General features: G+C 65.0%; 21 protein-coding genes. 16 read left to right on the forward strand and 5 right to left on the reverse strand.

The window, feature by feature from the left end:
* Nucleotide 1 precedes the first annotated feature (1 nt).
* On the reverse strand, nucleotides 2-1033 hold the full coding sequence (gene moaA, locus LWC34_RS28735) for a GTP 3',8-cyclase MoaA (RefSeq protein ID WP_233728220.1): 1032 nt from the start codon (nucleotides 1031-1033) through the stop codon (nucleotides 2-4).
* A 353-nt stretch (nucleotides 1034-1386) separates the two neighbouring features.
* Here moaA and LWC34_RS28745 point away from each other — a divergent pair, with 353 nt between their 5' ends.
* Nucleotides 1387-2823, forward strand: a complete 1437-nt coding sequence (locus LWC34_RS28745; RefSeq protein ID WP_308200146.1) for a cellulase family glycosylhydrolase — start codon at nucleotides 1387-1389, stop codon at nucleotides 2821-2823.
* A 91-nt stretch (nucleotides 2824-2914) separates the two neighbouring features.
* Here LWC34_RS28745 and LWC34_RS28750 read toward each other — a convergent pair whose 3' ends face one another.
* Together LWC34_RS28750 and LWC34_RS28755 are read right to left on the reverse strand one after the other, a co-directional pair.
* On the reverse strand, nucleotides 2915-3766 hold the full coding sequence (locus LWC34_RS28750) for an IS5 family transposase (protein ID WP_233722595.1): 852 nt from the start codon (nucleotides 3764-3766) through the stop codon (nucleotides 2915-2917).
* 88 nt (nucleotides 3767-3854) lie between these two features.
* Nucleotides 3855-4706: an IS5 family transposase gene (locus tag LWC34_RS28755; RefSeq protein WP_233722595.1), complete on the reverse strand. Its 852-nt coding sequence runs from the start codon at nucleotides 4704-4706 to the stop codon at nucleotides 3855-3857.
* 167 nt (nucleotides 4707-4873) lie between these two features.
* Here LWC34_RS28755 and LWC34_RS28760 point away from each other — a divergent pair, with 167 nt between their 5' ends.
* Nucleotides 4874-6403 (forward strand): alpha/beta hydrolase, encoded by a 1530-nt coding sequence (locus LWC34_RS28760; RefSeq protein WP_233728221.1) that lies wholly within the window; start codon nucleotides 4874-4876, stop codon nucleotides 6401-6403.
* 32 nt (nucleotides 6404-6435) lie between these two features.
* Here LWC34_RS28760 and LWC34_RS28765 read toward each other — a convergent pair whose 3' ends face one another.
* Nucleotides 6436-6951, reverse strand: coding sequence for a hypothetical protein (locus tag LWC34_RS28765; protein ID WP_233728222.1), 516 nt, complete (start codon nucleotides 6949-6951; stop codon nucleotides 6436-6438).
* Between the two features lie 104 nt (nucleotides 6952-7055).
* Between LWC34_RS28765 and LWC34_RS28770 the strand changes: the two genes are divergently transcribed.
* From LWC34_RS28770 to LWC34_RS28835, 14 genes are all read left to right on the forward strand, one after another.
* Nucleotides 7056-8039, forward strand: a complete 984-nt coding sequence (locus tag LWC34_RS28770; protein ID WP_233728223.1) for a Gfo/Idh/MocA family protein — start codon at nucleotides 7056-7058, stop codon at nucleotides 8037-8039.
* Between the two features lie 115 nt (nucleotides 8040-8154).
* A complete protein-coding gene (locus LWC34_RS28775; protein WP_233728224.1) occupies nucleotides 8155-9033 on the forward strand; it encodes an alpha/beta fold hydrolase in 879 nt (292 codons plus the stop codon).
* A 156-nt stretch (nucleotides 9034-9189) separates the two neighbouring features.
* Complete coding sequence (locus LWC34_RS28780; protein WP_233728225.1) at nucleotides 9190-9579, forward strand: alpha/beta hydrolase; 390 nt, start codon at nucleotides 9190-9192, stop codon at nucleotides 9577-9579.
* Between the two features lie 14 nt (nucleotides 9580-9593).
* Nucleotides 9594-9968, forward strand: coding sequence for a VOC family protein (locus LWC34_RS28785; protein WP_233728226.1), 375 nt, complete (start codon nucleotides 9594-9596; stop codon nucleotides 9966-9968).
* 9 nt (nucleotides 9969-9977) lie between these two features.
* On the forward strand, nucleotides 9978-10328 hold the full coding sequence (locus tag LWC34_RS28790) for a fluoride efflux transporter FluC (RefSeq protein ID WP_233728227.1): 351 nt from the start codon (nucleotides 9978-9980) through the stop codon (nucleotides 10326-10328).
* Entirely contained in the window at nucleotides 10325-10648 is a 324-nt protein-coding gene (locus LWC34_RS28795; protein ID WP_233728228.1) for a fluoride efflux transporter FluC, read from the forward strand. The genes LWC34_RS28790 and LWC34_RS28795 overlap by 4 nt, the downstream gene beginning before the upstream one ends.
* A gap of 70 nt (nucleotides 10649-10718) precedes the next feature.
* Entirely contained in the window at nucleotides 10719-11411 is a 693-nt protein-coding gene (locus LWC34_RS28800; RefSeq protein ID WP_233728229.1) for a response regulator, read from the forward strand.
* Entirely contained in the window at nucleotides 11401-13197 is a 1797-nt protein-coding gene (locus LWC34_RS28805) for a sensor histidine kinase (protein WP_233728230.1), read from the forward strand. The genes LWC34_RS28800 and LWC34_RS28805 overlap by 11 nt, the downstream gene beginning before the upstream one ends.
* Nucleotides 13198-13232: 35 nt before the next feature.
* Nucleotides 13233-13865: a hypothetical protein gene (locus LWC34_RS28810; protein ID WP_233728231.1), complete on the forward strand. Its 633-nt coding sequence runs from the start codon at nucleotides 13233-13235 to the stop codon at nucleotides 13863-13865.
* A complete protein-coding gene (locus LWC34_RS28815) occupies nucleotides 13862-14890 on the forward strand; it encodes a peptidoglycan-binding protein (protein ID WP_233728232.1) in 1029 nt (342 codons plus the stop codon). The genes LWC34_RS28810 and LWC34_RS28815 overlap by 4 nt, the downstream gene beginning before the upstream one ends.
* Before the next feature lie 16 nt (nucleotides 14891-14906).
* Nucleotides 14907-15584 carry an ABC transporter ATP-binding protein gene (locus LWC34_RS28820; RefSeq protein ID WP_233728233.1) on the forward strand — a complete coding sequence of 226 codons (678 nt, stop codon included), beginning with the start codon at nucleotides 14907-14909 and terminating at the stop codon, nucleotides 15582-15584.
* Nucleotides 15571-16746 (forward strand): ABC transporter permease, encoded by a 1176-nt coding sequence (locus LWC34_RS28825; protein WP_233728234.1) that lies wholly within the window; start codon nucleotides 15571-15573, stop codon nucleotides 16744-16746. The genes LWC34_RS28820 and LWC34_RS28825 overlap by 14 nt, the downstream gene beginning before the upstream one ends.
* 22 nt (nucleotides 16747-16768) lie before the next feature.
* Nucleotides 16769-17818 (forward strand): ATP-dependent DNA ligase, encoded by a 1050-nt coding sequence (locus LWC34_RS28830; RefSeq protein WP_233728235.1) that lies wholly within the window; start codon nucleotides 16769-16771, stop codon nucleotides 17816-17818.
* Between the two features lie 9 nt (nucleotides 17819-17827).
* Nucleotides 17828-18979, forward strand: coding sequence for an alkaline phosphatase family protein (locus LWC34_RS28835; protein ID WP_233728236.1), 1152 nt, complete (start codon nucleotides 17828-17830; stop codon nucleotides 18977-18979).
* Here the strand turns inward: LWC34_RS28835 and LWC34_RS28840 are convergent.
* Nucleotides 18930-20213 carry a HAMP domain-containing sensor histidine kinase gene (locus LWC34_RS28840; protein ID WP_233728237.1) on the reverse strand — a complete coding sequence of 428 codons (1284 nt, stop codon included), beginning with the start codon at nucleotides 20211-20213 and terminating at the stop codon, nucleotides 18930-18932. The genes LWC34_RS28835 and LWC34_RS28840 overlap by 50 nt on opposite strands.
* Between the last annotated feature and the right edge of the window lies 1 nt (nucleotide 20214).

A 20214-nucleotide genomic window follows, 5' to 3' on the forward strand; every position in this document is an offset into this window, starting at 1 on the left:
GTCATCCTCCGCGAGTGTGCATTTCTAGGTGGGGGTCCCGTTTCAGATTCTCGAGGCTGACGAAGACCTGCCCATGAGCGCGCTGGCCAACCCGTTCGACGGCGCCGCGATCGCGTCGTTGCTGCCAGATTCCGGTGATCAGGTCGCGCAGGTCGTCCAGCGACGCGCCGTCGCGCAAAGGTGTTCGCAGGTCAGTGCCGGTCATCGCGTACAGGCACCGCAGCCACATCCCGTCCGCGGTCAGCCTGCTGCGATCACAGGTCGCACAGAATGGCTGCGTGGTCGAGGAGATGATTCCGAAAACCGTTCCGTCCGGAAGTTGAAAACGGTCCGCTGGCGCCACATCCGTTTTGTGAAGTTCTTCGACGGAACCGTACGCTTGCGCCAAATTTTCCAGAATTTCCTGGCGTGAGAAGACTTTTTCCGGCGTCCATCCGGTTGCCCCGCCGACGTCCATGTACTCGATGAACCGGACCTCCGCCGACATGTTCTTGCCGAATTCGATCAGGTCGGCCAGTTCGTCCTCGTTGAACCCGCGCATCACCACGGTGTCGATCTTCAGATCGGTCAGCCCGGTCGCCACCGCCGCGTTGATCCCGGCAAGCACGTCGGGATGGGTGCCACGCCTGGTCAGCTGGGAGAACCGGGACGGCTGCAAGGTGTCGAGGCTGATCGTCAGCCTGTGCAGGCCCGCTTCGCGCAACTGTTCGGCGTGCCTGGACAGCAGCACGCCGTTGGTGGTCATCGCGAGGTCCTTCACGCCGGGCAGCCCGGACAGCCGCTGGACCAGCTCGGGCAGGCCGCGCCGCAGCAGCGGCTCACCGCCGGTCAGCCGCACCTTGTCGACCCCGAGCGAGACGAAGGCCTCGGTGATGCGTTCGATCTCCTCGAAGCTCAGCAGGTCCTCGCGCGGCAGCCAGGCGTACTCCTCCTCGGGCATGCAGTAGCGACACCGCAGGTTGCACCGATCGGTGAGGGATATTCGCAGCGCGCCCATCGGGCGACCGAATACGTCGACTGGAATGCCGTCCACACCCCAGCTTAACCCTCCTATGTGGGTGGCAGTGTTCGTCGCCGATGTAACGAAGGCCTCGCTGACAGGTGATCGACAGCTGGAATTCCGGATGATGGAAGCAGCGGCGCCGTCCTCGGTGCGGCTCGACCAAACCCGCGAGGATCTGCGAAAACGCGGATCGGAATTGTCTAGACCATTTAATAGGGCAGATCAAGCCTTTCCAGTTGCCAATTGACACACGTACCGGACAAGTGGTGTGATTCGCCTACTGTTAGGAAAGTTTCCTATCCAATTCAGCAAGTTCCAGCGCCCACAACTGAACAAAGAGTAACTCGTCAAGCCGCCGCCCCCAACCCCTGCAGGAGGCATCAGTGGCACGCTCGAGATGGATCGCGGCCGTGCTCAGCCCCGCGCTGATCACGACGGCGATCGCTGCAGCCGTGTTCACCATTCCGCAAACAGCTTCAGCTGCTCCCGTCACGTACCAGTCCGAGGACGCGACGATCTCCCAAGGCGTGGTTGAGTCCAATCACAACGGCTACACCGGCTCAGGGTTCGTCAACTTCGACAACCTGACCGGCAGCTACGTCGAGTACACCGTCAACGCGGCGGCAGCCGGCAGCCACTCGCTGGTTTTCCGGTACGCCAACGGAACCACGGCCAACCGGCCGGTCAACGTGACCGTGAACGGCACCCCTGCCGTGTCAGGTCTCGGTTTCCCCGGCACCGGTGCGTGGACCAACTGGCAGAACGTCACGACGAACGTCGACCTTGTCGCTGGTACCAACACGATCCGCACCACGGCGACCACGTCCAACGGCGGCCCGAACGCCGACTCGTTGATCGTGGACGTCGCGGGGACCGAACCGCCACCCGGTCCGGGTGACACCCCGGTCGCGCGCCACGGCCAGCTGAAGGTCTGCGGCACCAAGCTCTGCAACGAGCGCGGCCAGGTGGTCCAGTTGCGTGGCATGAGCACGCACGGCATCCAGTGGTACTCCCAGTGCATCAAGACCGCGTCGCTCGACGCGCTCGCGAACGACTGGAAGGCCGACATCCTGCGGGTCGCCATGTACATCCAGGAAGGCGGCTACGAGTCCAACCCGCGCCGCTTCACCGACATGATGCACGGCTACATCGAGGAAGCCACCAAGCGCGGCATGTACGTCCTGGTCGACTGGCACCAGCTCTCGCCGGGTGACCCGAACTACAACACCTCGCGTGCCAAGACGTTCTTCACCGAGATCGCCCAGCGGCACAAGGACAAGAAGAACATCATCTACGACATCGCCAACGAGCCCAACGGCGTCAGCTGGGCGAACGTCAAGCGCTACGCCGAGGAGATGATCCCGGTGATCCGCGCGCAGGACCCGGACGGCGTTGTGTTCGTCGGTACGCACGGCTGGTCGACCTTCGGTATCTCTGACGGTCAGAACGAGACGTCAGTGTTCAACAACCCGATCAACGCCAGCAACTTCATGTACACGTTCCACTTCTACGCGGCGTCGCACGGCCAGAACTACCTCGACGCGTTGCGCCGCATCGCGGACCGTGTCCCGGTCTTCGTCACCGAGTTCGGTACGCAGACCGCGAGTGGTGACGGCGGCAACAACTTCAGTATGTCCGACCGCTACATCGCCCTGATGGCGGAGAAGCAGATCGGCTGGACGAACTGGAACTTCTCGGACGACAACCGTACGGGTGCCGTCTTCAACACCGGTACCTGCGCTGGCAACAACTTCGCGGGCACCGGCGTGCTGAAGCAGGCTGGTGTGTGGGTGCGCGAGAAGATTCGTGCCGGCCGCTAAAGCCATCTCTCCCTGAAGAAAAAACAGCCCCCGAGCCGCGGCCATCCCCGCGCTCGGGGGCTTCTTTCCCTTAGAGGGCATCTGATCTTAGTTAGGCAAGAATGTCTGCTTTGGGTGGATCGTTTCGCCAGGTTTGGGTGGATTCCCCGGTCAGGGTGCGGCTCATTATGTTAGTCATCGCCCAGTGGACCATCGTGCGCGACCGCTGGGGCAGGGCTTCGTAGTCGCGCGCGAGTCGGCGGTGTTGCATCAGCCAGCCCAGACTGCGCTCCACTACCCACCGCCGGGGCAACACGTGGAATCCCTTGGCAGAAGGGCGTTTGACGACCTCAACCCGGATACCCCGCTGGGCTCCATGACGGATGACTGTGTTGTTGTAGCCACCGTCCACCCATGCCGCCGACACGGTCGGATGCGCAGCGGCGAGATGATCGAGAACCTGTTGCCCGCCAGCGGAATCCTGCACCGACGCCGCGGTCACGATTACCGCCAGCAGCAGGCCGAGCACATCGGTGGCGATGTGCCGTTTGCGGCCCTTGATCTTCTTGCCCGCGTCGATACCCTGACTGGATTCGCTGACATTGCAGGAGGTTTTCACGCTCTGCGAGTCGATGATCGCCGCCGTCGGGGCAGCAGCGCGGCCTTTCGCGACGCGGACTTGGTCACGCAACAGGTCATGCAGCGTTTCCGTTGTGCCATCGGCTTCCCACTTGGCGTAGTAGTCATAAACCGTCTTGCAGGGCGGGAAGTCGTGCGGCAGATACTCCCAGGCGATCCCGGTCCGGCACACGTACAGGATCGCGTTCACGATCTCCCGCAAGTCATGCACGCGCATCACGGTTCCCGGCCCACGCCGGGCAGCACGCCACGCCGTCAGCGTTGGCTCGATCAACGCCCAGCGAGCATCGGACAAGTCGCTGCGGTACGCACGCCGGGACCCCACAAGTTGATCAAGGTATCAGCCGTCACCCGACACAGACATATCGCCCCAACCAAGATCAGATGCCCTCTTAGAGGGCATCTGATCTTAGTTAGGCAAGAATGTCTGCTTTGGGTGGATCGTTTCGCCAGGTTTGGGTGGATTCCCCGGTCAGGGTGCGGCTCATTATGTTAGTCATCGCCCAGTGGACCATCGTGCGCGACCGCTGGGGCAGGGCTTCGTAGTCGCGCGCGAGTCGGCGGTGTTGCATCAGCCAGCCCAGACTGCGCTCCACTACCCACCGCCGGGGCAACACGTGGAATCCCTTGGCAGAAGGGCGTTTGACGACCTCAACCCGGATACCCCGCTGGGCTCCATGACGGATGACTGTGTTGTTGTAGCCACCGTCCACCCATGCCGCCGACACGGTCGGATGCGCAGCGGCGAGATGATCGAGAACCTGTTGCCCGCCAGCGGAATCCTGCACCGACGCCGCGGTCACGATTACCGCCAGCAGCAGGCCGAGCACATCGGTGGCGATGTGCCGTTTGCGGCCCTTGATCTTCTTGCCCGCGTCGATACCCTGACTGGATTCGCTGACATTGCAGGAGGTTTTCACGCTCTGCGAGTCGATGATCGCCGCCGTCGGGGCAGCAGCGCGGCCTTTCGCGACGCGGACTTGGTCACGCAACAGGTCATGCAGCGTTTCCGTTGTGCCATCGGCTTCCCACTTGGCGTAGTAGTCATAAACCGTCTTGCAGGGCGGGAAGTCGTGCGGCAGATACTCCCAGGCGATCCCGGTCCGGCACACGTACAGGATCGCGTTCACGATCTCCCGCAAGTCATGCACGCGCATCACGGTTCCCGGCCCACGCCGGGCAGCACGCCACGCCGTCAGCGTTGGCTCGATCAACGCCCAGCGAGCATCGGACAAGTCGCTGCGGTACGCACGCCGGGACCCCACAAGTTGATCAAGGTATCAGCCGTCACCCGACACAGACATATCGCCCCAACCAAGATCAGATGCCCTCTTAGGGGACAAATCAGGGACGTGTTCCTTCCCAAGGCGGTATCTGTCCCGGTGAATCCTTGGCAGGGTCGGTGGTCTCCAAGGAAAGGGGCGAGGAGATCTTGCGACCAATCATGCGCGCGCTCGGGGTTGTGCTCGTCGGCGGGTCACTGGTGACCAGCGCAGGCGTGGCCAGTGCGCAACCGCAGACCGAAACCACGCGGTACCAGGTCGCGTCCATCGACTGGAAACCATGTCCAGAGGACGCCACGGCCGAATGCGGCAGCCTGACGCTGCCGATCGACTACAAGAAACCCAATGGGGAGAAATTCGACCTCGCGGTGGCTCGCCGCAAGGCTACCGATCCGACTGAACGGATCGGGATCATGCTGGTCAATCCGGGCGGCCCGGGTGGCTCCGGCGTCAATATGGTGCTTAACGCCAAAGGCCAGTTCTCCGCGGACACCCAGGCGCGGTTCGACCTGATCGGCTGGGATCCACGTGGTGTGGCGCGTAGCCAGCCGGTGAACTGCTCACTCGATCTGCTCAACAAGACGCCGAGCCTTTATCCGGCGAACCAGGCCGAGTTCGACGCGCTGGCGACGTTCAACCGCACGCTGCTCGACGACTGCCGCAAGCGCAGTGGCCCGATCGTGGATCACGCCGACACGGGCGCGACCATCCAGGACATGGACGCGATCCGCCGGTCGCTCGGCGAGAAGAAGCTGAATTACTACGGCGTCTCGTACGGCACGTTGATGGGCCAGCAGTACGCCGAGCGGTACGGCGACAAGATCCGGGCCATGGTCATCGACAGCAACATGGACCACAGCCTAGGCACGTTCGGTTTCGCAGCCACAGAGGCGGAAACCGCGCAGAGTTCCTTCAACGAGTGGGTCATGTGGTGCGACCGGACCGCCACCTGTGCCTTGCACGGCAAGGATGTGCGTAAGTTCTGGCACAACCTGCTCGCCAAGGCCGACCGTGGTGAGCTCAGCGACCCGACCGATCCGACGCGCAAGGTCACCGCACGCGACATCATCAACTCCGCGTTCGGCGCGTTCTATGGCCCGTCGTGGAAGTCCCTGACCGACCGCCTGGTCGCGCTCGACAGTGGCCAGCCCGCGCAGCCGTTGGCCGCGCAGGACCAGGAAGTCAACTGGGTGTTCCCGGCGGCGTTCTGCTCCGACTGGAGCCTGCCGGTGAGGTCCTTCGCCGAGTACAAGGCGATGGAACGGATGGAGAACGCGATCGCGCCGGACATGCGTGGCGGCGCGCTCGGGCACCGGGCCATCACCGGCTGTGTCGGGCTGCCGGAGAAGGTCAACAACCCGCAGCACCGGCTGGACATCGACAACGCGCCGAAGATCCTGATGCTCAATGCGTTGTACGACCCGGCGACCGGGTATTCCTGGGCTGTCAACGCACACCGGCAGAGCCGGGACACCACTGTTTTGCTGACGTACGAAGGCTGGGGCCACGGTGTCTACGGCCGCAGTGCCTGCACCCGCGGTGCTGTGGACACGTACTTGGCGACGCTGAAGACGCCCAAGCAGGGCGCCAGGTGCGCGGCCGTCGAACCGCCTGCCGCGGCAACGCTGAGCACGCTGCCCGCCGGGCCGCAGCCAGGTCTGCCGGGCTGGCTCGGTTAACCAACCACGCTGGCCGCGGGCTGGTCGAAAAATCAGCCCGCGGCCAGCGGCCAGGTTGGGCACGCCATCGCCAGGTTTCGTTCTGGCAGCGGGATTTCCAGTTGCTCCAGCAGGATCGTGACTCGGCGGGCGTAGTCGACCAGGTCGCCCGCGCTGCCGAGCACGTGCTCGGTGCAGTGTTCGTACTCCCGTAGCCCGTACAGGCTCATCAGCACGCCGGTCGCGATGCCGTGGGCCGCGTTGATGAGCCCGAGTGCGGCACGGCGCTGGATCTCCGCGAGGTATGGCTCGACGGCCTTGTCCACGAGGTACGCGCAGGCGTCGTCTGGGTCGCAGACGGTGACATCAGGCGCGTCCATGTCGGCGAACTCGTACGCGGTGAGCGTGTCCGCGAGGGTCGCGCTGACTTCCTCGTGCGATGGCGCGGACAGCAGCGTCGTCGCGTGCCATTCGGCCTCCGCCGAGAGTTCCGGGTGTGACCGCAGGAGATTGGTCAGTACCTGTGCCTGTTCGGACGTCCTGAGTGCGGCCAATGCGGTCGCTGCCACGGGGATTCCCTCCACTGAGTTGGGGTCGCCTAATTCAGCCACCGCGGGTTACCTACCGGTAGTGCCGGAAGACCTACTCCATTCGTGCGTGACATGATCGGGGGATGCTTCGATTCGGAGTGCTCGGCGCCGCCAAGATCGCACCTGCCGCGTTGATCAACCCGGCACGGAACAACGCCGGGGCCGAGGTGGCAGCCGTGGCCGCGCGAGACGGCGACAAAGCCAAGCGATACGCGGCCAAGCACGGCATCCCGAAGATCCACGAGAGCTACCAGGACCTCGTCGACGACCCGGAGATCGACGCGATCTACAACCCGCTGCCCAACGGACTGCACGGGCGGTGGACGCTCGCCGCGCTGGCCGCGGGCAAGCACGTGTTGTGTGAGAAACCTTTCACCGCCAACGCTGTCGAAGCCCAAACGGTCGCGGACGCGGCCGAGTCGAGTGGCCTTGTGGTGATGGAGGCGTTCCACTTCCACTATCACCCGATGTTCCGGCGGGCCGTCGAGGTGATGCGGGAGGGTGAACTCGGGGACATCGAACGGATCGAAGCCGCGTTGTGCTTTCCGCTGCCGAGGTTTTCCGATATCCGATACGATCTCGGCCTCGCCGGTGGCGCGCTGATGGACGCGGGCTGCTATCCCGTCCACTTGGTACGGTCACTGGCCGGAGCCGAGCCGAAAGTGTTGTCCGCACGGGCAAAGCTGCACAAGCCGAACGTCGACCGGGCGATGACCGCGGAGGTCCGGTTCGACGAGGGCTACACCGCGGAGATCACGTGCTCGATGTGGTCGAGTGACATCCTGCGGGTATCGGCGACGGTCTACGGATCCAACGGCCTGATGAGCCTGACCAATCCGTTCACCCCGCAGCAGTTCCACCGGATGACCGTGGTCGCCGGTGGTGGCAAGCGGGTCGAACGGTTCGCCAAGCGGCCGACTTACGAATACCAACTCGACGCATTCGTCAACGCGGTCGAAAAAGGCGAGCCGGTGTTGACTCCGCCTTCGGACGCGGTCAAGAACATGGCATTGATCGACGCGATCTACACCGCCGCCGGTCTCGAACCACGCGTGCCGACCAGCTGACCCCAAAACCGGACAAGGGCGATTTCTCGCCGTAACAAGAAGTTGACTCGGAATCAAGCACTGTCCGGTGCGAATATTCCCCCGACTTGCCAGGTATTGCGGTCGGGAGGAATCGTTGCGACTCATCGTGAGCGTGCTCGCCGGTGTGCTTGCCAGCACAGTGGCCGGTACCGGAACGGCCAGTGCCCAAAGTGCCCTGAACGAGAGCGCTGCGATCGACTGGCAGCCGTGTGCCCAGGACACGTCAGCTGACTGCGCCACCATGCGGCTGCCGCTGGACTACGCCAAGCCGGACGGCCCGACGTTCGACATGGCGGTGGCTCGCCGCAAGGCCACCGATCCGGCGAAGCGAATCGGAACCTTGCTGGTCAACCTGGGTGGTCCCGGTGGCTCAGGGGTGGACGTCGCGGTGAGCCGCAAGGACTTCTTCAGCCCGGAGATCCAGGACCGGTTCGACGTCGTCGGCTGGGATCCGCGTGGTGTGAAGCGCACCGCGCCGGTCACCTGCTCGCCGGAGATACTGGCCGCCGAACCGAGCCTCTACCCGGCGAGCCAAAGCGACCTCGACGCGTTCGCCCGATACAACCGATCGGTGCGCGAGGATTGCCGCGCGCGCAGTGGCGCGATCTACGACCACGCCGACACCTATTCCATTGTCCGGGACACCGAAGAGATCCGGCGCGGTCTCGGCGACGAGAAAGTCAGCATTTACACCGGCTCGTACGGCAATTTGATCAGCGGGCAATACGCCGAGCGATACGGCGACAAAATACGGGCCCTTGTGATGGACAGCCCGATGGACTACACGATGGACACGTGGGGATTCGCCAGGACCGAGGCGACCACGTCGGAAAGCGCCTTCGACGAGTGGGAGAAATGGTGCGAGCGGTCAACGGCATGTGCCCTGCACGGCAAGGATTTCCGCGCCTGGTGGCACACCCTGCTCGGCAAGGCTGACCGTGGCGAGCTGCCAGGCAAGCTCACCGCGACGTAGATCCTGTTCTTCGCCGAGGTCCGGTTCCGTGGCCCGGCCTGGAAGGACCTGACCGACTCGCTGGCGGCGCTGGACGCAGGCACCCCGCTGGCGCTGCCCGTAGACCCGGGCGCGTCCATTTTCCGCGCCACGTTCTGCGCCGACTGGTACCTGCCGTTGCGGTCGTTCGGTGAGTACAAGGCCATCGAGACCATGCAGCGCCTGGTCGCGCCGGACATGCGTGGCGGGTGGCGTGGCCACGGCGCCGTCCTGTACTGCCACGGCCTGTCCGACCAGGTGAAGAACCCCGCGCAGCATCGGTTCCGGTTCCGCGGCACGCCGAAGGTCCTCGTGCAGAACTCGCTGTACGACCCGGCCACCGGATACGAGTGGGCCGTCGGCGTGCATCGCCAGACGAAGCAGACCTCGGTGCTGCTGACGTACGAAGGCTGGGGGCACGGCGTGTACTGGCGCAGCGAATGCACCAGGGCCGCGACCAACAACTACCTGACGGCGCTGCAGCTGCCGACGGTCAGCCGGTGCGCGGCCGTCGAGCCCGTTTTCTAGCTAACCTCGGAGACATGGCTGTTGAGCTGAACCACATCATCGTTTCCGCGAAAGACGCCAAAGCATCCGCCACCTTCCTCGCCGACATCCTCGGCCTTGAGGTCGGAGACAAATGGGGACCGTTCTATCCGCTTGTCGTGTCCAACGGGGTCACGCTCGACTACATCGACACCACGGCCGACATCCAGGCGCAGCACTGCGCGTTCCTGGTCACCGACGAGGAGTTCGACGCCTCGTTCGAGCGGATCAAGGCCGCGGGCATCCCGTACTGGGCCGACCCGCACAAGGAGACGCCGAACGAGATCAACCACCTGTTCGGCGGACGTGGTGTCTACTTCGACGACCCGGACGGGCACGTCATGGAGATCATCACCGCGCCTTATGCCTAAAGTGATCGGGTGCAGGTAGTTCTCGCTGTTTCCCTTGGCGGCGGGCTGGGTGCGCTGGCCAGATACGCCGTCAGCCTGGCGATCCCGTCGATCTGGGGCACCTTCGGGGTGAACGCGCTTGGCTGCCTGCTGATCGGGATCCTGATGGGACTCCAGACGGAACCAACACGGCCGGGTCACCGGTTGACCCGGCCGTTTCTCGGCGTCGGAGTCCTCGGTGGATTCACGACGTTCTCCACGTACACGGTCCAAGGGCTCGAGCTCACGTTCGGGCCGGCCGTGCTCTACCTGGCCGCCACGCTGGTCGCGGCCATGATCGCGGTGACAGCGGGCATCCTGATCGGCAGGCGGTTCGCGTGACCGCGCTGATGGTGGTGCTCGGCGCCATGGTCGGCGCGCCCCTGCGTTATGTGGTCGGCCGTGCGGTGTCCAAGCCGTGGGGAACGTTCGCGGTCAATGTGGCCGGAAGTTTCGTCCTCGGGTTGGTGGCCGGTGCGTCAAGCGGCATGTACGCGCTGGTGGGGATCGGTTTCTGTGGTGCACTCACGACATACAGCACATTCAGCTACGAAACGTTCGACCTCATCGAGCGCAAGCAGTACGGCACCGCGGCTGCCTACGTGGGTCTGAGCCTGGCCGTTGGCCTCGGCGCGGCCGGTGTGGGCCTGGCGATGGACTAGTCCAGAGTGGAATGTGAGGGTCTTGTCAGCATCACTGGCCGGATGCTGGTTTCGACCTATCATCGGCGATATGTGTGCCCACGTTGTGCTGGCCGAGGACGACCAGAAGCAGGCTGAACTGGTCCGCCGGTACCTCGAGCGGGAGAACCACACGGTCGCGGTCGTGCACGACGGCCGCAACGCGCTGGACGAGGTCCGCAGGCAGCAGCCCGATCTGGTGGTGCTCGACGTGATGCTGCCCGGGGTCGACGGCCTTGACGTGTGCCGGATCCTGCGGCGCGAGTCCGATGTGCCGGTACTGATGCTGACCGCGCGATCCACAGAGGACGATCTGCTGCTCGGCCTCGACCTCGGCGCCGACGACTACGTCACCAAGCCCTTCAGCCCGAGAGAACTGATGGCGCGGGTGCGGACATTGCTGCGCCGCACGGCGCCGAAACAGTCGCCAAAGGACTCCGTGCTGCGGGTCGGCGGGCTGACCATCGATCCCGGCAAGCACGAGCTGATCAGCGACGGCGTCCTGATTTCCTGCACGCCAGGGGAGTTCCGGCTGATGGCCACGCTGGCGTCGCAGCCTGACCGCGTGTTCACCCGCGCGCAGCTGCTGGAGCAGTTGCACGGCTTCGACAAGTTCATCACCACGCGGACCATCGATGTGCACGTGATGAACCTGCGCAAGAAGATCGAGCCCAATCCACGTAAGCCGACACGGCTGATGACCGTGTACGGCGTCGGCTACAAGTTGACCGACGATGGCCGTTAGGCGCAAACGCAGCCTGCTGGTCCGGCTGCTGGTCGTGTCGATCGTGGTGGCGCTCTGCTCGATCGCCGCGACGGCCTGGCTCGCGGCGCAGACCACTACGGTCGCGATCAAGCAAGCGCAAGGTCAAGCCCTGGCCGACGACGCGAAGATCTACGACACGCTCCTTGGCTACGCCGCCACCCACAAGGACTGGACAGCGGTCGAACCTGTTGTGCGGCAGCTCAGTGAGCAGACCGGCAGGAACATCTCACTGGCCACATCGGATCGTCGGCTGATCATCGGCACCGACCCGTTGCCCGAGAAGCCTTCCGCTGTCATCGATCCACTGTCCGTCGATTCCGCATTGGCCACTGGGCAGACCGCCGACCGGATCGACCGCCGCGCCGTCGGCCCGTTGCTGCTGACGCCGGACGAGCGCGGCAGGCTCAAAGGCGCGGCCGAGATCGTGCTCGCCTGCGTGCAGACACGGGCCGGATCCGGGTCGATCGAGGAACTCCCGAGTGGACGGTCCATTGTGCACGGACCGGACAACGCCACGGCCAGTGTCCTTTCCTGCTCGACAGGCAACGACCTCACCACACCGATGCCCACCGAGCGCACGGCCCTCACACAGCTGGAGAGCCTGACCAACGCCTGCCTCGACACCAAGGACCAGGGGCACGTGGCGCTGAAGTTCGATCAGAACGGGAACTTCGTCCAGGGTCCGCTGCCGTCACAAAGCTCGGCTCCGGCTTCGATGGACCGCAACCAGGTTGTGTCCGACTGCATCGCCACCGCCCGCGGCGCGCAGTTGAAGCCGTACGTCGCGCCGGTGGCGTTGCTGTTCGTGAACACACCGAGCCAGGCGTCGACCGGGCTGGACCTGTCGGCCGCGAGCCGGTGGCGGATCATCGGGGTGGCCGCCCTTGTCCTGCTGGTCACGGTCCTGGCCTCGGTGTTCGCCGGTGCCCGGCTGGTCCGGCCGTTGCGCGCGCTGACCGGGGCCGCCAGGCGAATGAAGGAAGGCGACGACACCGCACGCGTCAAGGTGAGCGGCTCGGATGAGATCGCCGAGCTCGCTACGGCCTTCAACGAGATGGCAGACAGCCGTGAACGCCTTGAAAGCCAACGCAAAGCGATGGTCAGCGATATCGCGCACGAGCTGCGTACGCCGCTGAGCAACATCCGGGGGTGGCTGGAGGCCGCGCAGGACGGCGTGACCCAACCTGACCAAGCGCTTGTTTCATCGCTGATGGAAGAGGCCCTGCTGCTCCAGCACATCGTCGACGACCTGCAGGACCTGGCGATAGCCGACGCGGGCAGGCTCAGACTGCACAAGGAACACGTGCACCTGGCCGAGCTGCTCGGCCAGGTCGTCGCCGCGAACCAGCCACGGGCCAACGGCGTACACCTTTCGCTTGCCGTGCACGGCGATCCAGAACTCGACGCGGATCCGGTCCGGCTGCGTCAAGCCGTGGGAAACCTCGTGACGAACGCATTGCGCCACACGGCACCTGGGGGATCGGTCACGGTCAATGGCCGGGTCGAGAGCGGCTGGGTGGTCATCGACGTCGTGGACACGGGAACCGGGATCTCGGCCGAAGACCTGCCGAAGGTGTTCGATCGGTTCTGGCGCGCGGAGAAATCCCGCAACCGGCAGTCCGGCGGCTCGGGGCTTGGCCTAGCGATTGTTCGGCAGCTGGCCGAGGCCCATGGCGGCACGGCGACAGCGGCGAGCGAACTCGGCCGGGGCTCGACGTTCCGGCTGCGTATACCCCAGCACTACCAGTTGACGACACTTCCCTGACAGGATCCTGATAATCATCAAGCAAGTTCGTCGGTATGAAACTCGTGATCACCGGCCTCTTGGTGGGCGTCGCAGCGCTCAGTGCCTGTTCGGCGCAGCCTGAGCAGCCCGCGCCGCAGGTTGCCTCGGTGCAGACCAGCGAATCGACAGCGCCCACTTCGCAAGGCCAGCCCAGTTCGACGGCGAAACCCCCACAGGACCGGCCAAGGTTCCGCATCGACATGACATCCGAGGAACAGGCCGCGCTGTACATCCCGTACCGCAAGTGCATGGTCGACCACGGCATGCCCGAGGACCTGGGACGTGGCCGCACCGACGGCCAAGCGGGTCCAGTGCTGCCCGGCGCCGGACAGGCCGGAGGGCGAGGGAGCGGCCAGATGCCGCCGAAGGAGGTTCAGGAGGCAGCCGCCAAGGCCTGCGACGGGTTGCTGCCGCTGCCCGCGTGGGAGAACGACGTCAACAACCCCGAGGCGTTCGACTTCGCCCGGCGGGTCGTGGCGTGCCTGCGTGCCAAGGGCGTCAAGTACGTCGAGGTCAGCAAAGGCGAGGACACGGGCATTGTCGGGCCTGCGTTCGGTGGGCCGCAGAACGACCCTGAGTCGATCAGCAAGGGCCTGGACCTGACGCCGAAATGTGAGCGGGAAGTCGCCGCGGGTGGGTACAAGTGAGCCGTAAGGGAATCCTGATCACGGCAGGCGTACTGCTCGTCGCCGTCGCTGGGGCGATCGTGGTGATCCTCGCCGGTGGCAAGCAGTCGTCGGCCACCGCGAGCGGACCCGAACCCGCCAAGACCACGACCGTTGTCAAGACGGATCTCTCGCTGGCCCAGGACTTCAGTGGAACACTGGGCTTCGGCGAAGAGACGCAACTGAAGGCGCGTAGTGCCGGAACGGTCACGTGGTTGCCCGCGTCCGGTGCGAAGATCGGCCGAGGCGGCGTTCTGTACAAAGTGGACAACAAGCCCGCTGTGTTGTTCATCGGTGGCACGCCGACCTACCGCAAGCTGGACGCGCCTGGCATCAAAGGCCCTGACGTCAAGGTGGTCAACCAGAACCTTGCCGATATGGGCTATCACAGCAAGTCCGCGGGCAACTCGGACACCTTCACCGCGGCATCCCAAGCGGCGGTGAAGAAGTGGCAGAAGGCGCTGAAGGTCGAGGAGACCGGGATCGTCGACTTGCCGGATGTCGTGGTTCTGCCCGCGCCTGTCCGGATCGGCGCGGTCACCGCGCAACTGGGCACCTCGGCTGATGGTCAACTGCTCGGTTACACGTCTGACGTGAAGGTCGTGACTATGCAAGCGGATTCCGCGATCGCGACCGGGACCAAAGTGGACATCTCGCTGCCTGACGGCTCCAAGACCACCGGCGTGGTCGCGGCTGCCGCGAAGGGGCCTGAGAAGCAGCAGGAGGACAATCCGGTCGGCGGCGGTGGCTCCAAGACGACGGTCACGATCACTGTGGACGATCCGGCCGCGGTGGCCAACGCGGAAGGCTCGGTGACCGTCAAGCTTGTGGGGTCGGCGAAGTCCGGCGTTCTCGCGGTTCCGATCGGCGCTTTGCTGGCGGTCAAAGAAGGCGGATACGCGCTGCAAGTGGTGACAGGTACCACGACCAAGCTCGTGCTTGTCCAGACGGCATGTTCGCCAACGGCCTTGTTGAGGTCAGTGGCCAGGGGATCACCGAGGGCATGAAGGTGGTGACGGCCTCGTGACGCCCGTCCTGCGGATCCAGGATGTGACCAAGGAGTACGCGGGCGGTGTCCGGGCGCTTGACCACGTAAGCCTGACGATCATGCCGGGGGAGTTCCTTGCGATCGTCGGCCCGTCCGGCTCAGGGAAGTCCACTTTGCTGCATCTGATGGGCACTTTGGACAAACCGTCGGAAGGCGTTGTCGAGCTGGAAGGGCAGGACGTGACCAGCCTGTCGGACCGGCGGCTGTCGGCGTTGCGTGGCAAGGAGATCGGGTTCGTGTTCCAGCAGTTCCACCTCAACGACGGGCAGACCGCGGCCGACAACGTGGCCACCGGGCTGCTTTACGCGGGTGTCCCGCGCCGCAAGCGTCGGCCGCTTGCATTGGAAGCGTTGGCCCGCGTTGGCCTTTCGAATCGGGCGAAACACTTGCCGCACCAGCTTTCGGGCGGAGAACGCCAACGTGTCGCCATCGCTCGGGCGTTGATGAACCGGCCCGCGCTCGTGCTGGCGGACGAACCGACCGGCGCCTTGGACACCGCGAACGGCCGCGCGGTGTTGGCGTTGCTGCACGAGTTGCACGCGGAAGGCACGACGATCGCGGTGATCACGCACGACCGGGAGATCGCCGCGGGCATGCCGCGCGTTGTGGAGATCCGGGACGGGCGGATAGGGGCCGACCGTGTCGCTGTTTGACTTGCTGTCACTGGGTTTCGCACGTCTGCGGACCCGGCCGTTGCGTGCCGTCCTCGCTGCGTTGGGGATCTCGATCGGTATCGCGACCATGCTTGTGGTCATTGGCATCCCGGCGTCCAGCCAACAGGCCGTTGTGGACGAACTGGCCGCGCTTGGCCCGAACCTGTTGCGGGCACAGGCCGCGCGGGACGAGCTGAACAACAAGGAAGCGGGCATGCCGCCCGAGGCGGTCGACATGGCACGCCGGATCGGACCTGCCGAACAGGTCGAGGGCGTGGCCAACGTGCACGCCGACGTCCGCCGGTCGGACATCAACTTCCAAGGCAGTGGCATCACCACCCTTGCCACGACCCCGGACCTGTTGCGAGTCCTCAATGGAAAAGTCCACTCCGGAACGTTCTTGAGCGCGGCGACCGAGAAGTTCCCCACGGTCGTGCTCGGCGGCAAGTCCGCCACCTGGCTGGGAATCACAGAGATCCCCGACGGTCTGGCGCCGCAGATCAAGCTGGGGGACAAGTGGTTCACGGTGATCGGTGTGCTCGACCCGATGCCGCTGGCGCCGGACGTCGAACGGTCGGTGCTGATCGGCTGGGACGCGGCCAAGTCCCAACTCGGGTTCGACGGCAAGCCGACGGTCATCTACGTCCGGTCGAACGAGGCCGCGATCGAGGACGTCCGGCAAGTCCTGCCGCGCACCCTCAACCCGGAACAACCCAGTCTCGTCCAGATCAACCGGCCATCGGACGCCTTGGCAGCAAAACGGATCACGCAGAACGCCTTCGGCACACTGCTTCTCGGCCTTGCCGGGGTGGCGTTGCTTGTCGGCGGGATCGGTGTGGCCAACACGATGGTGATCTCGGTGCTGGAACGCAAGCGTGAGATCGGTCTGCGCCGCGCACTCGGCGCGAGCAAGGGCCAGATCCGCGGCCAGTTCCTGACCGAGTCGATAGTCCTGTGTGGACTAGGCGGTATCGCGGGCGCGGTGCTCGGTATCGCGGGCACCGCCGCGTACGCCCACCTGCAAGGATGGCCGCTGGTCATCCCGGGTGAGGCGATGCTCGGCGGGTTCGCCGCGTCGGTCACCATCGGCGTGCTGGCTGGCGTGTACCCGGCGATCAGGGCGTCCTCGCTGACTCCGACCGAAGCGCTCGCATCCCCCTGACCAGTGCTTTAGTGTTCCAGGCGTGGACCTACCCGTGATGCCACCGGTGAAACCGATGCTCTCGAAGGCCGTGCACGACGTCCCGCGCACGCCAGGGCTGAGCTACGAGCCGAAATGGGACGGGTTCCGGTGCATCGTGTTCCGGGACGGCGACGAGATCGAGCTGGGCTCGCGCAACGACCGGCCGCTGACCCGGTACTTCCCGGAACTGGTCGACCTACTGCGCGCAGCCCTGCCGCAACGGTGTGTAGTGGACGGTGAGATCGTCCTGGTCTCGGACACCGGCCTGGATTTCGAGGCGCTCCAGCTGCGCCTGCACCCGGCGGCATCGCGGGTGAACAAGCTGGCCGAGGAGACACCGGCCAGCTTTGTCGCCTTCGACCTGCTGGCTCTCGATGACCGTTCGTTGCTGGACGAGTCGTTCGCGCAGCGCAGGCGGCTGCTGGAAAGCGTGCTCGACGACAAGCTCGCACGCGTGCACCTGACACCGATCACCACGGATCCGGACGTCGCCCAGGACTGGTTCACCCGGTTCGAAGGGGCCGGATTCGACGGCGTGATGGCCAAACCGATGGATCAGCCGTACCTGCCGGACAAACGCGTGATGTGGAAGGTCAAGCACGTTCGGACAGCCGACTGCGTCGTGACAGGGTTTCGGTGGCACAAGGACGGCGAGTCCGTGGGCTCCTTGCTGCTCGGGCTGTTTGATGACGAAGGCAAGTTGCTACCGGTCGGCGTGGCAACCAGTTTCACCGCGGCCCGCCGCCGTGAACTCGTGGACGAGTTGGCGCCGTTGCGAGAGAACGCGCTGGAAGATCACCCGTGGCGCAAGTGGGCAGAGGCGCAGACCGAGGGCCTGGGGTACAGCCGTTGGTCGGTCGGCAAAGACTTGTCATGGGAGCCGCTGCGGCCCGAGTGGGTTGCCGAGGTCCGTTATGAACATTTGCAGGGCTGGCGGTTCCGGCACGGCAGCCGCCTGGTGCGCTTCCGGCCGGACCGGACGCCGGAATCCTGCACCTATGCGCAACTCGAGCAGGTGGCTCCGGCTGAACTGAAGATGTTGTTCGGCTAAGTTGGGATCATGGCTTCGCCCTTGATACCGAACTATGGCGCGGGTGCACTGTCCGACGTGGTCCCGTCGATCATGGCAGGGCTTGGCGTGCCCGGTGTGTCCGCGACCGTTTCCTTGCCCGAGGCAAGGAAAGTCTGCCTGCTGCTGGTCGACGGTCTTGGCTGGCCACAGCTTCGCGCGCACCCTGAGGACGCGCCGTTCCTCAACAGCTTGGCAGGCAACGAGATTACGGCAGGCTTCCCGGCGACAACGGCCACGAGCCTGACGACCATCGGCACAGGCGTCCCCTCCGGTACTCATGGGATCGTCGGTTATTCCTTCGCCGCGTCGGACGATGAGCTGATCAACGCACTGAGCTGGGGTTTGCACGCCGGTGGCCGCAATGAGGACTTCCGGGAGAAGTACGTGCCCGAGGAGTTCCAGCCGGTCGAAACGATGTTCCAACGCGCGGCGGACAGTGGTGTGTGCGTGCGTTTGGCGACTCAGCGGATGTTCGAAGGCAGCGGGCTGACCAGGGCCGCGTTCCGTGGCGGCGATCTGGATGGCGTGATGGCGCTCGGTGATCTGGCTGTCAGCGCTGTGGATGCCTTGGCAGGCGGTGACCGTGCGTTCTGCTACGCGTACCACTCCGAACTGGACCTGCTCGGGCACGTGTTCGGGCCGGGTAGCCGGGCATGGCGATTCCAGTTGCGGCAGGTGGACCGGCTGGCTCAGACCATTGCCGAAGAACTGCCGCCGGACGGAATGCTTGTCGTCACGGCCGATCACGGCATGGTGGCGGTGGGGGAGAACGACCGGATCGACTTCGACGGAATTCCTGAACTCCGTAACGGTGTCCGGATGCTCGGCGGCGAGCCACGAGTCCGGCACGTGTACACCCAACCCGGGGCGCTGACTGATGTTCACGCCGCGTGGGGCTCGTTGGTCGGCGAGCACGCGTGGATGCTGACCAGGGACGAGGCGATCGCGGCTGGGTGGTTCGGGCCGAGCGTGGCGGATTACGCACGCGGTCGCATCGGTGACTTGGTCGTTGCGGCACAGGGCAATGCGGCGATCACGCGCTCCAAAGTGGAGTCGAGGTTGTCTGCGTTGAACGGCCAGCACGGGTCGCTCACGGCGGAGGATCAGCTGATTCCATTGCTGACGGCAACAGCAGCGTAAAAGTCGAGCCGTCGGCGTGCATCAACCGCCCGCCGTCTGCTTCGGCAAGGCTGCGAGCCAACGCCAGGCCGATGCCGTGTCCGTTGTGGACGTCGGCGCGTCGCGTGAACACGTCAACGCCCGGCTGTACTCCTGAGCCTTCGTCGGACACGTCAACGGCCAGCGCGCCGCCAGCGTCCCTGGCGAGCACCCGCACAGTGCCCGAACCGTGGGTGAAGGCGTTGTCCACCAAGACATTCAGGATCTGCCGGAATCCGGCCTCGGCTGCCCTGGGTGCTGGCGCCCCATTCACACTGATCTCCAAGGACCGTCCCATTGAAGCCAGTGGTTCTCGCCACGTCGCTTCGACGTCGGCCAGCAGCGCGTCCAGGTCCGCAACTGGTGCGCAGTTCTCGTCCCGTGCCAACGACAACAGGTCGTTGACTGTCCTGTCCAGACGGTCGATGGCGTCAATACCTTTGCGGATCGCGGGTCGTGGGTCCTGAGGGGACTCAAGCGCTCCCTCCAACTGCAGCCGCAATCCGGCTAGGGGAGTGCGGAGCTGGTGCGAGGCGTTCGCGGAGAACGACCGTTCGCGGTCCAACGTGTCCCCGATGCGCTGGGCCGTGTTGTTCAGCGACGTCCCGACCGAGTCGATCTCCGGCACTCCGCTTTGCCGGGCTCGGACCGTGAAGTCGCCCTCTCCCAACACTTTCGCCGCTACCGACAGGTCTTCCAACGGTCGGGCCAGTCGTGCGGCCATCCGACGCGCCAGCAACCAGGTCAAGGCGACCGCGAGGATCGCACACCCGAACATGGCCAGCGAGGCGGAAATCGTGTTCGCTGTGGCGGTCGTATGGGTCTTCATCGCCCGCATGACGCCGAGCAACTGGCCTTCGTCCATGATCGGAATCGCGATCACGATCGCGTCTTTCGCGTCCGTCGCGTCGATATAGCCATTGGTGGCGCGTTGCACCGTGCGGTCCGCTACGGACGGTCCTCTGCCCGCCCGCAACTCACCAGTCGGGGTGTAGAGGCCGAGGATGACGTCCGTGGGAACGAGCGGCAACTGGGGCGTGGCAGACCCGGACAAATCGTTGGCGACTGCCAATGCGGACGCGGTTGCGACGCGTTCCAGGTCGGTACGCTCGTTGTCCCAGTTGCCTCTGCCGACGAACACCGCGAGCGGCACGCCGAACAGTGTCGTGGCGATCACCGCCGCCATCGTGGCCAGAATGACTATTCGTCTGCGCATG

It is taken from the genome of Kibdelosporangium philippinense (assembly GCF_021390435.2).
In the GTDB taxonomy this organism is placed as follows: domain Bacteria; phylum Actinomycetota; class Actinomycetes; order Mycobacteriales; family Pseudonocardiaceae; genus Kibdelosporangium; species Kibdelosporangium philippinense.

What these genes read in the sequence shown, in the direction of transcription:
- LWC34_RS28770 (WP_233728223.1), top strand. Translation starts at nt 7,056, where the DNA reads ATGCTTCGATTCGGAGTGCTCGGCGCCGCCAAGATCGCACCTGCCGCG.
- LWC34_RS28785 (WP_233728226.1), top strand. Translation starts at nt 9,594, where the DNA reads ATGGCTGTTGAGCTGAACCACATCATCGTTTCCGCGAAAGACGCCAAA.
- LWC34_RS28800 (WP_233728229.1), top strand. Translation starts at nt 10,719, where the DNA reads ATGTGTGCCCACGTTGTGCTGGCCGAGGACGACCAGAAGCAGGCTGAA.
- LWC34_RS28805 (WP_233728230.1), top strand. Translation starts at nt 11,401, where the DNA reads ATGGCCGTTAGGCGCAAACGCAGCCTGCTGGTCCGGCTGCTGGTCGTG.
- LWC34_RS28810 (WP_233728231.1), top strand. Translation starts at nt 13,233, where the DNA reads ATGAAACTCGTGATCACCGGCCTCTTGGTGGGCGTCGCAGCGCTCAGT.
- LWC34_RS28835 (WP_233728236.1), top strand. Translation starts at nt 17,828, where the DNA reads ATGGCTTCGCCCTTGATACCGAACTATGGCGCGGGTGCACTGTCCGAC.
- LWC34_RS28840 (WP_233728237.1), bottom strand. Translation starts at nt 20,213, where the DNA reads ATGCGCAGACGAATAGTCATTCTGGCCACGATGGCGGCGGTGATCGCC.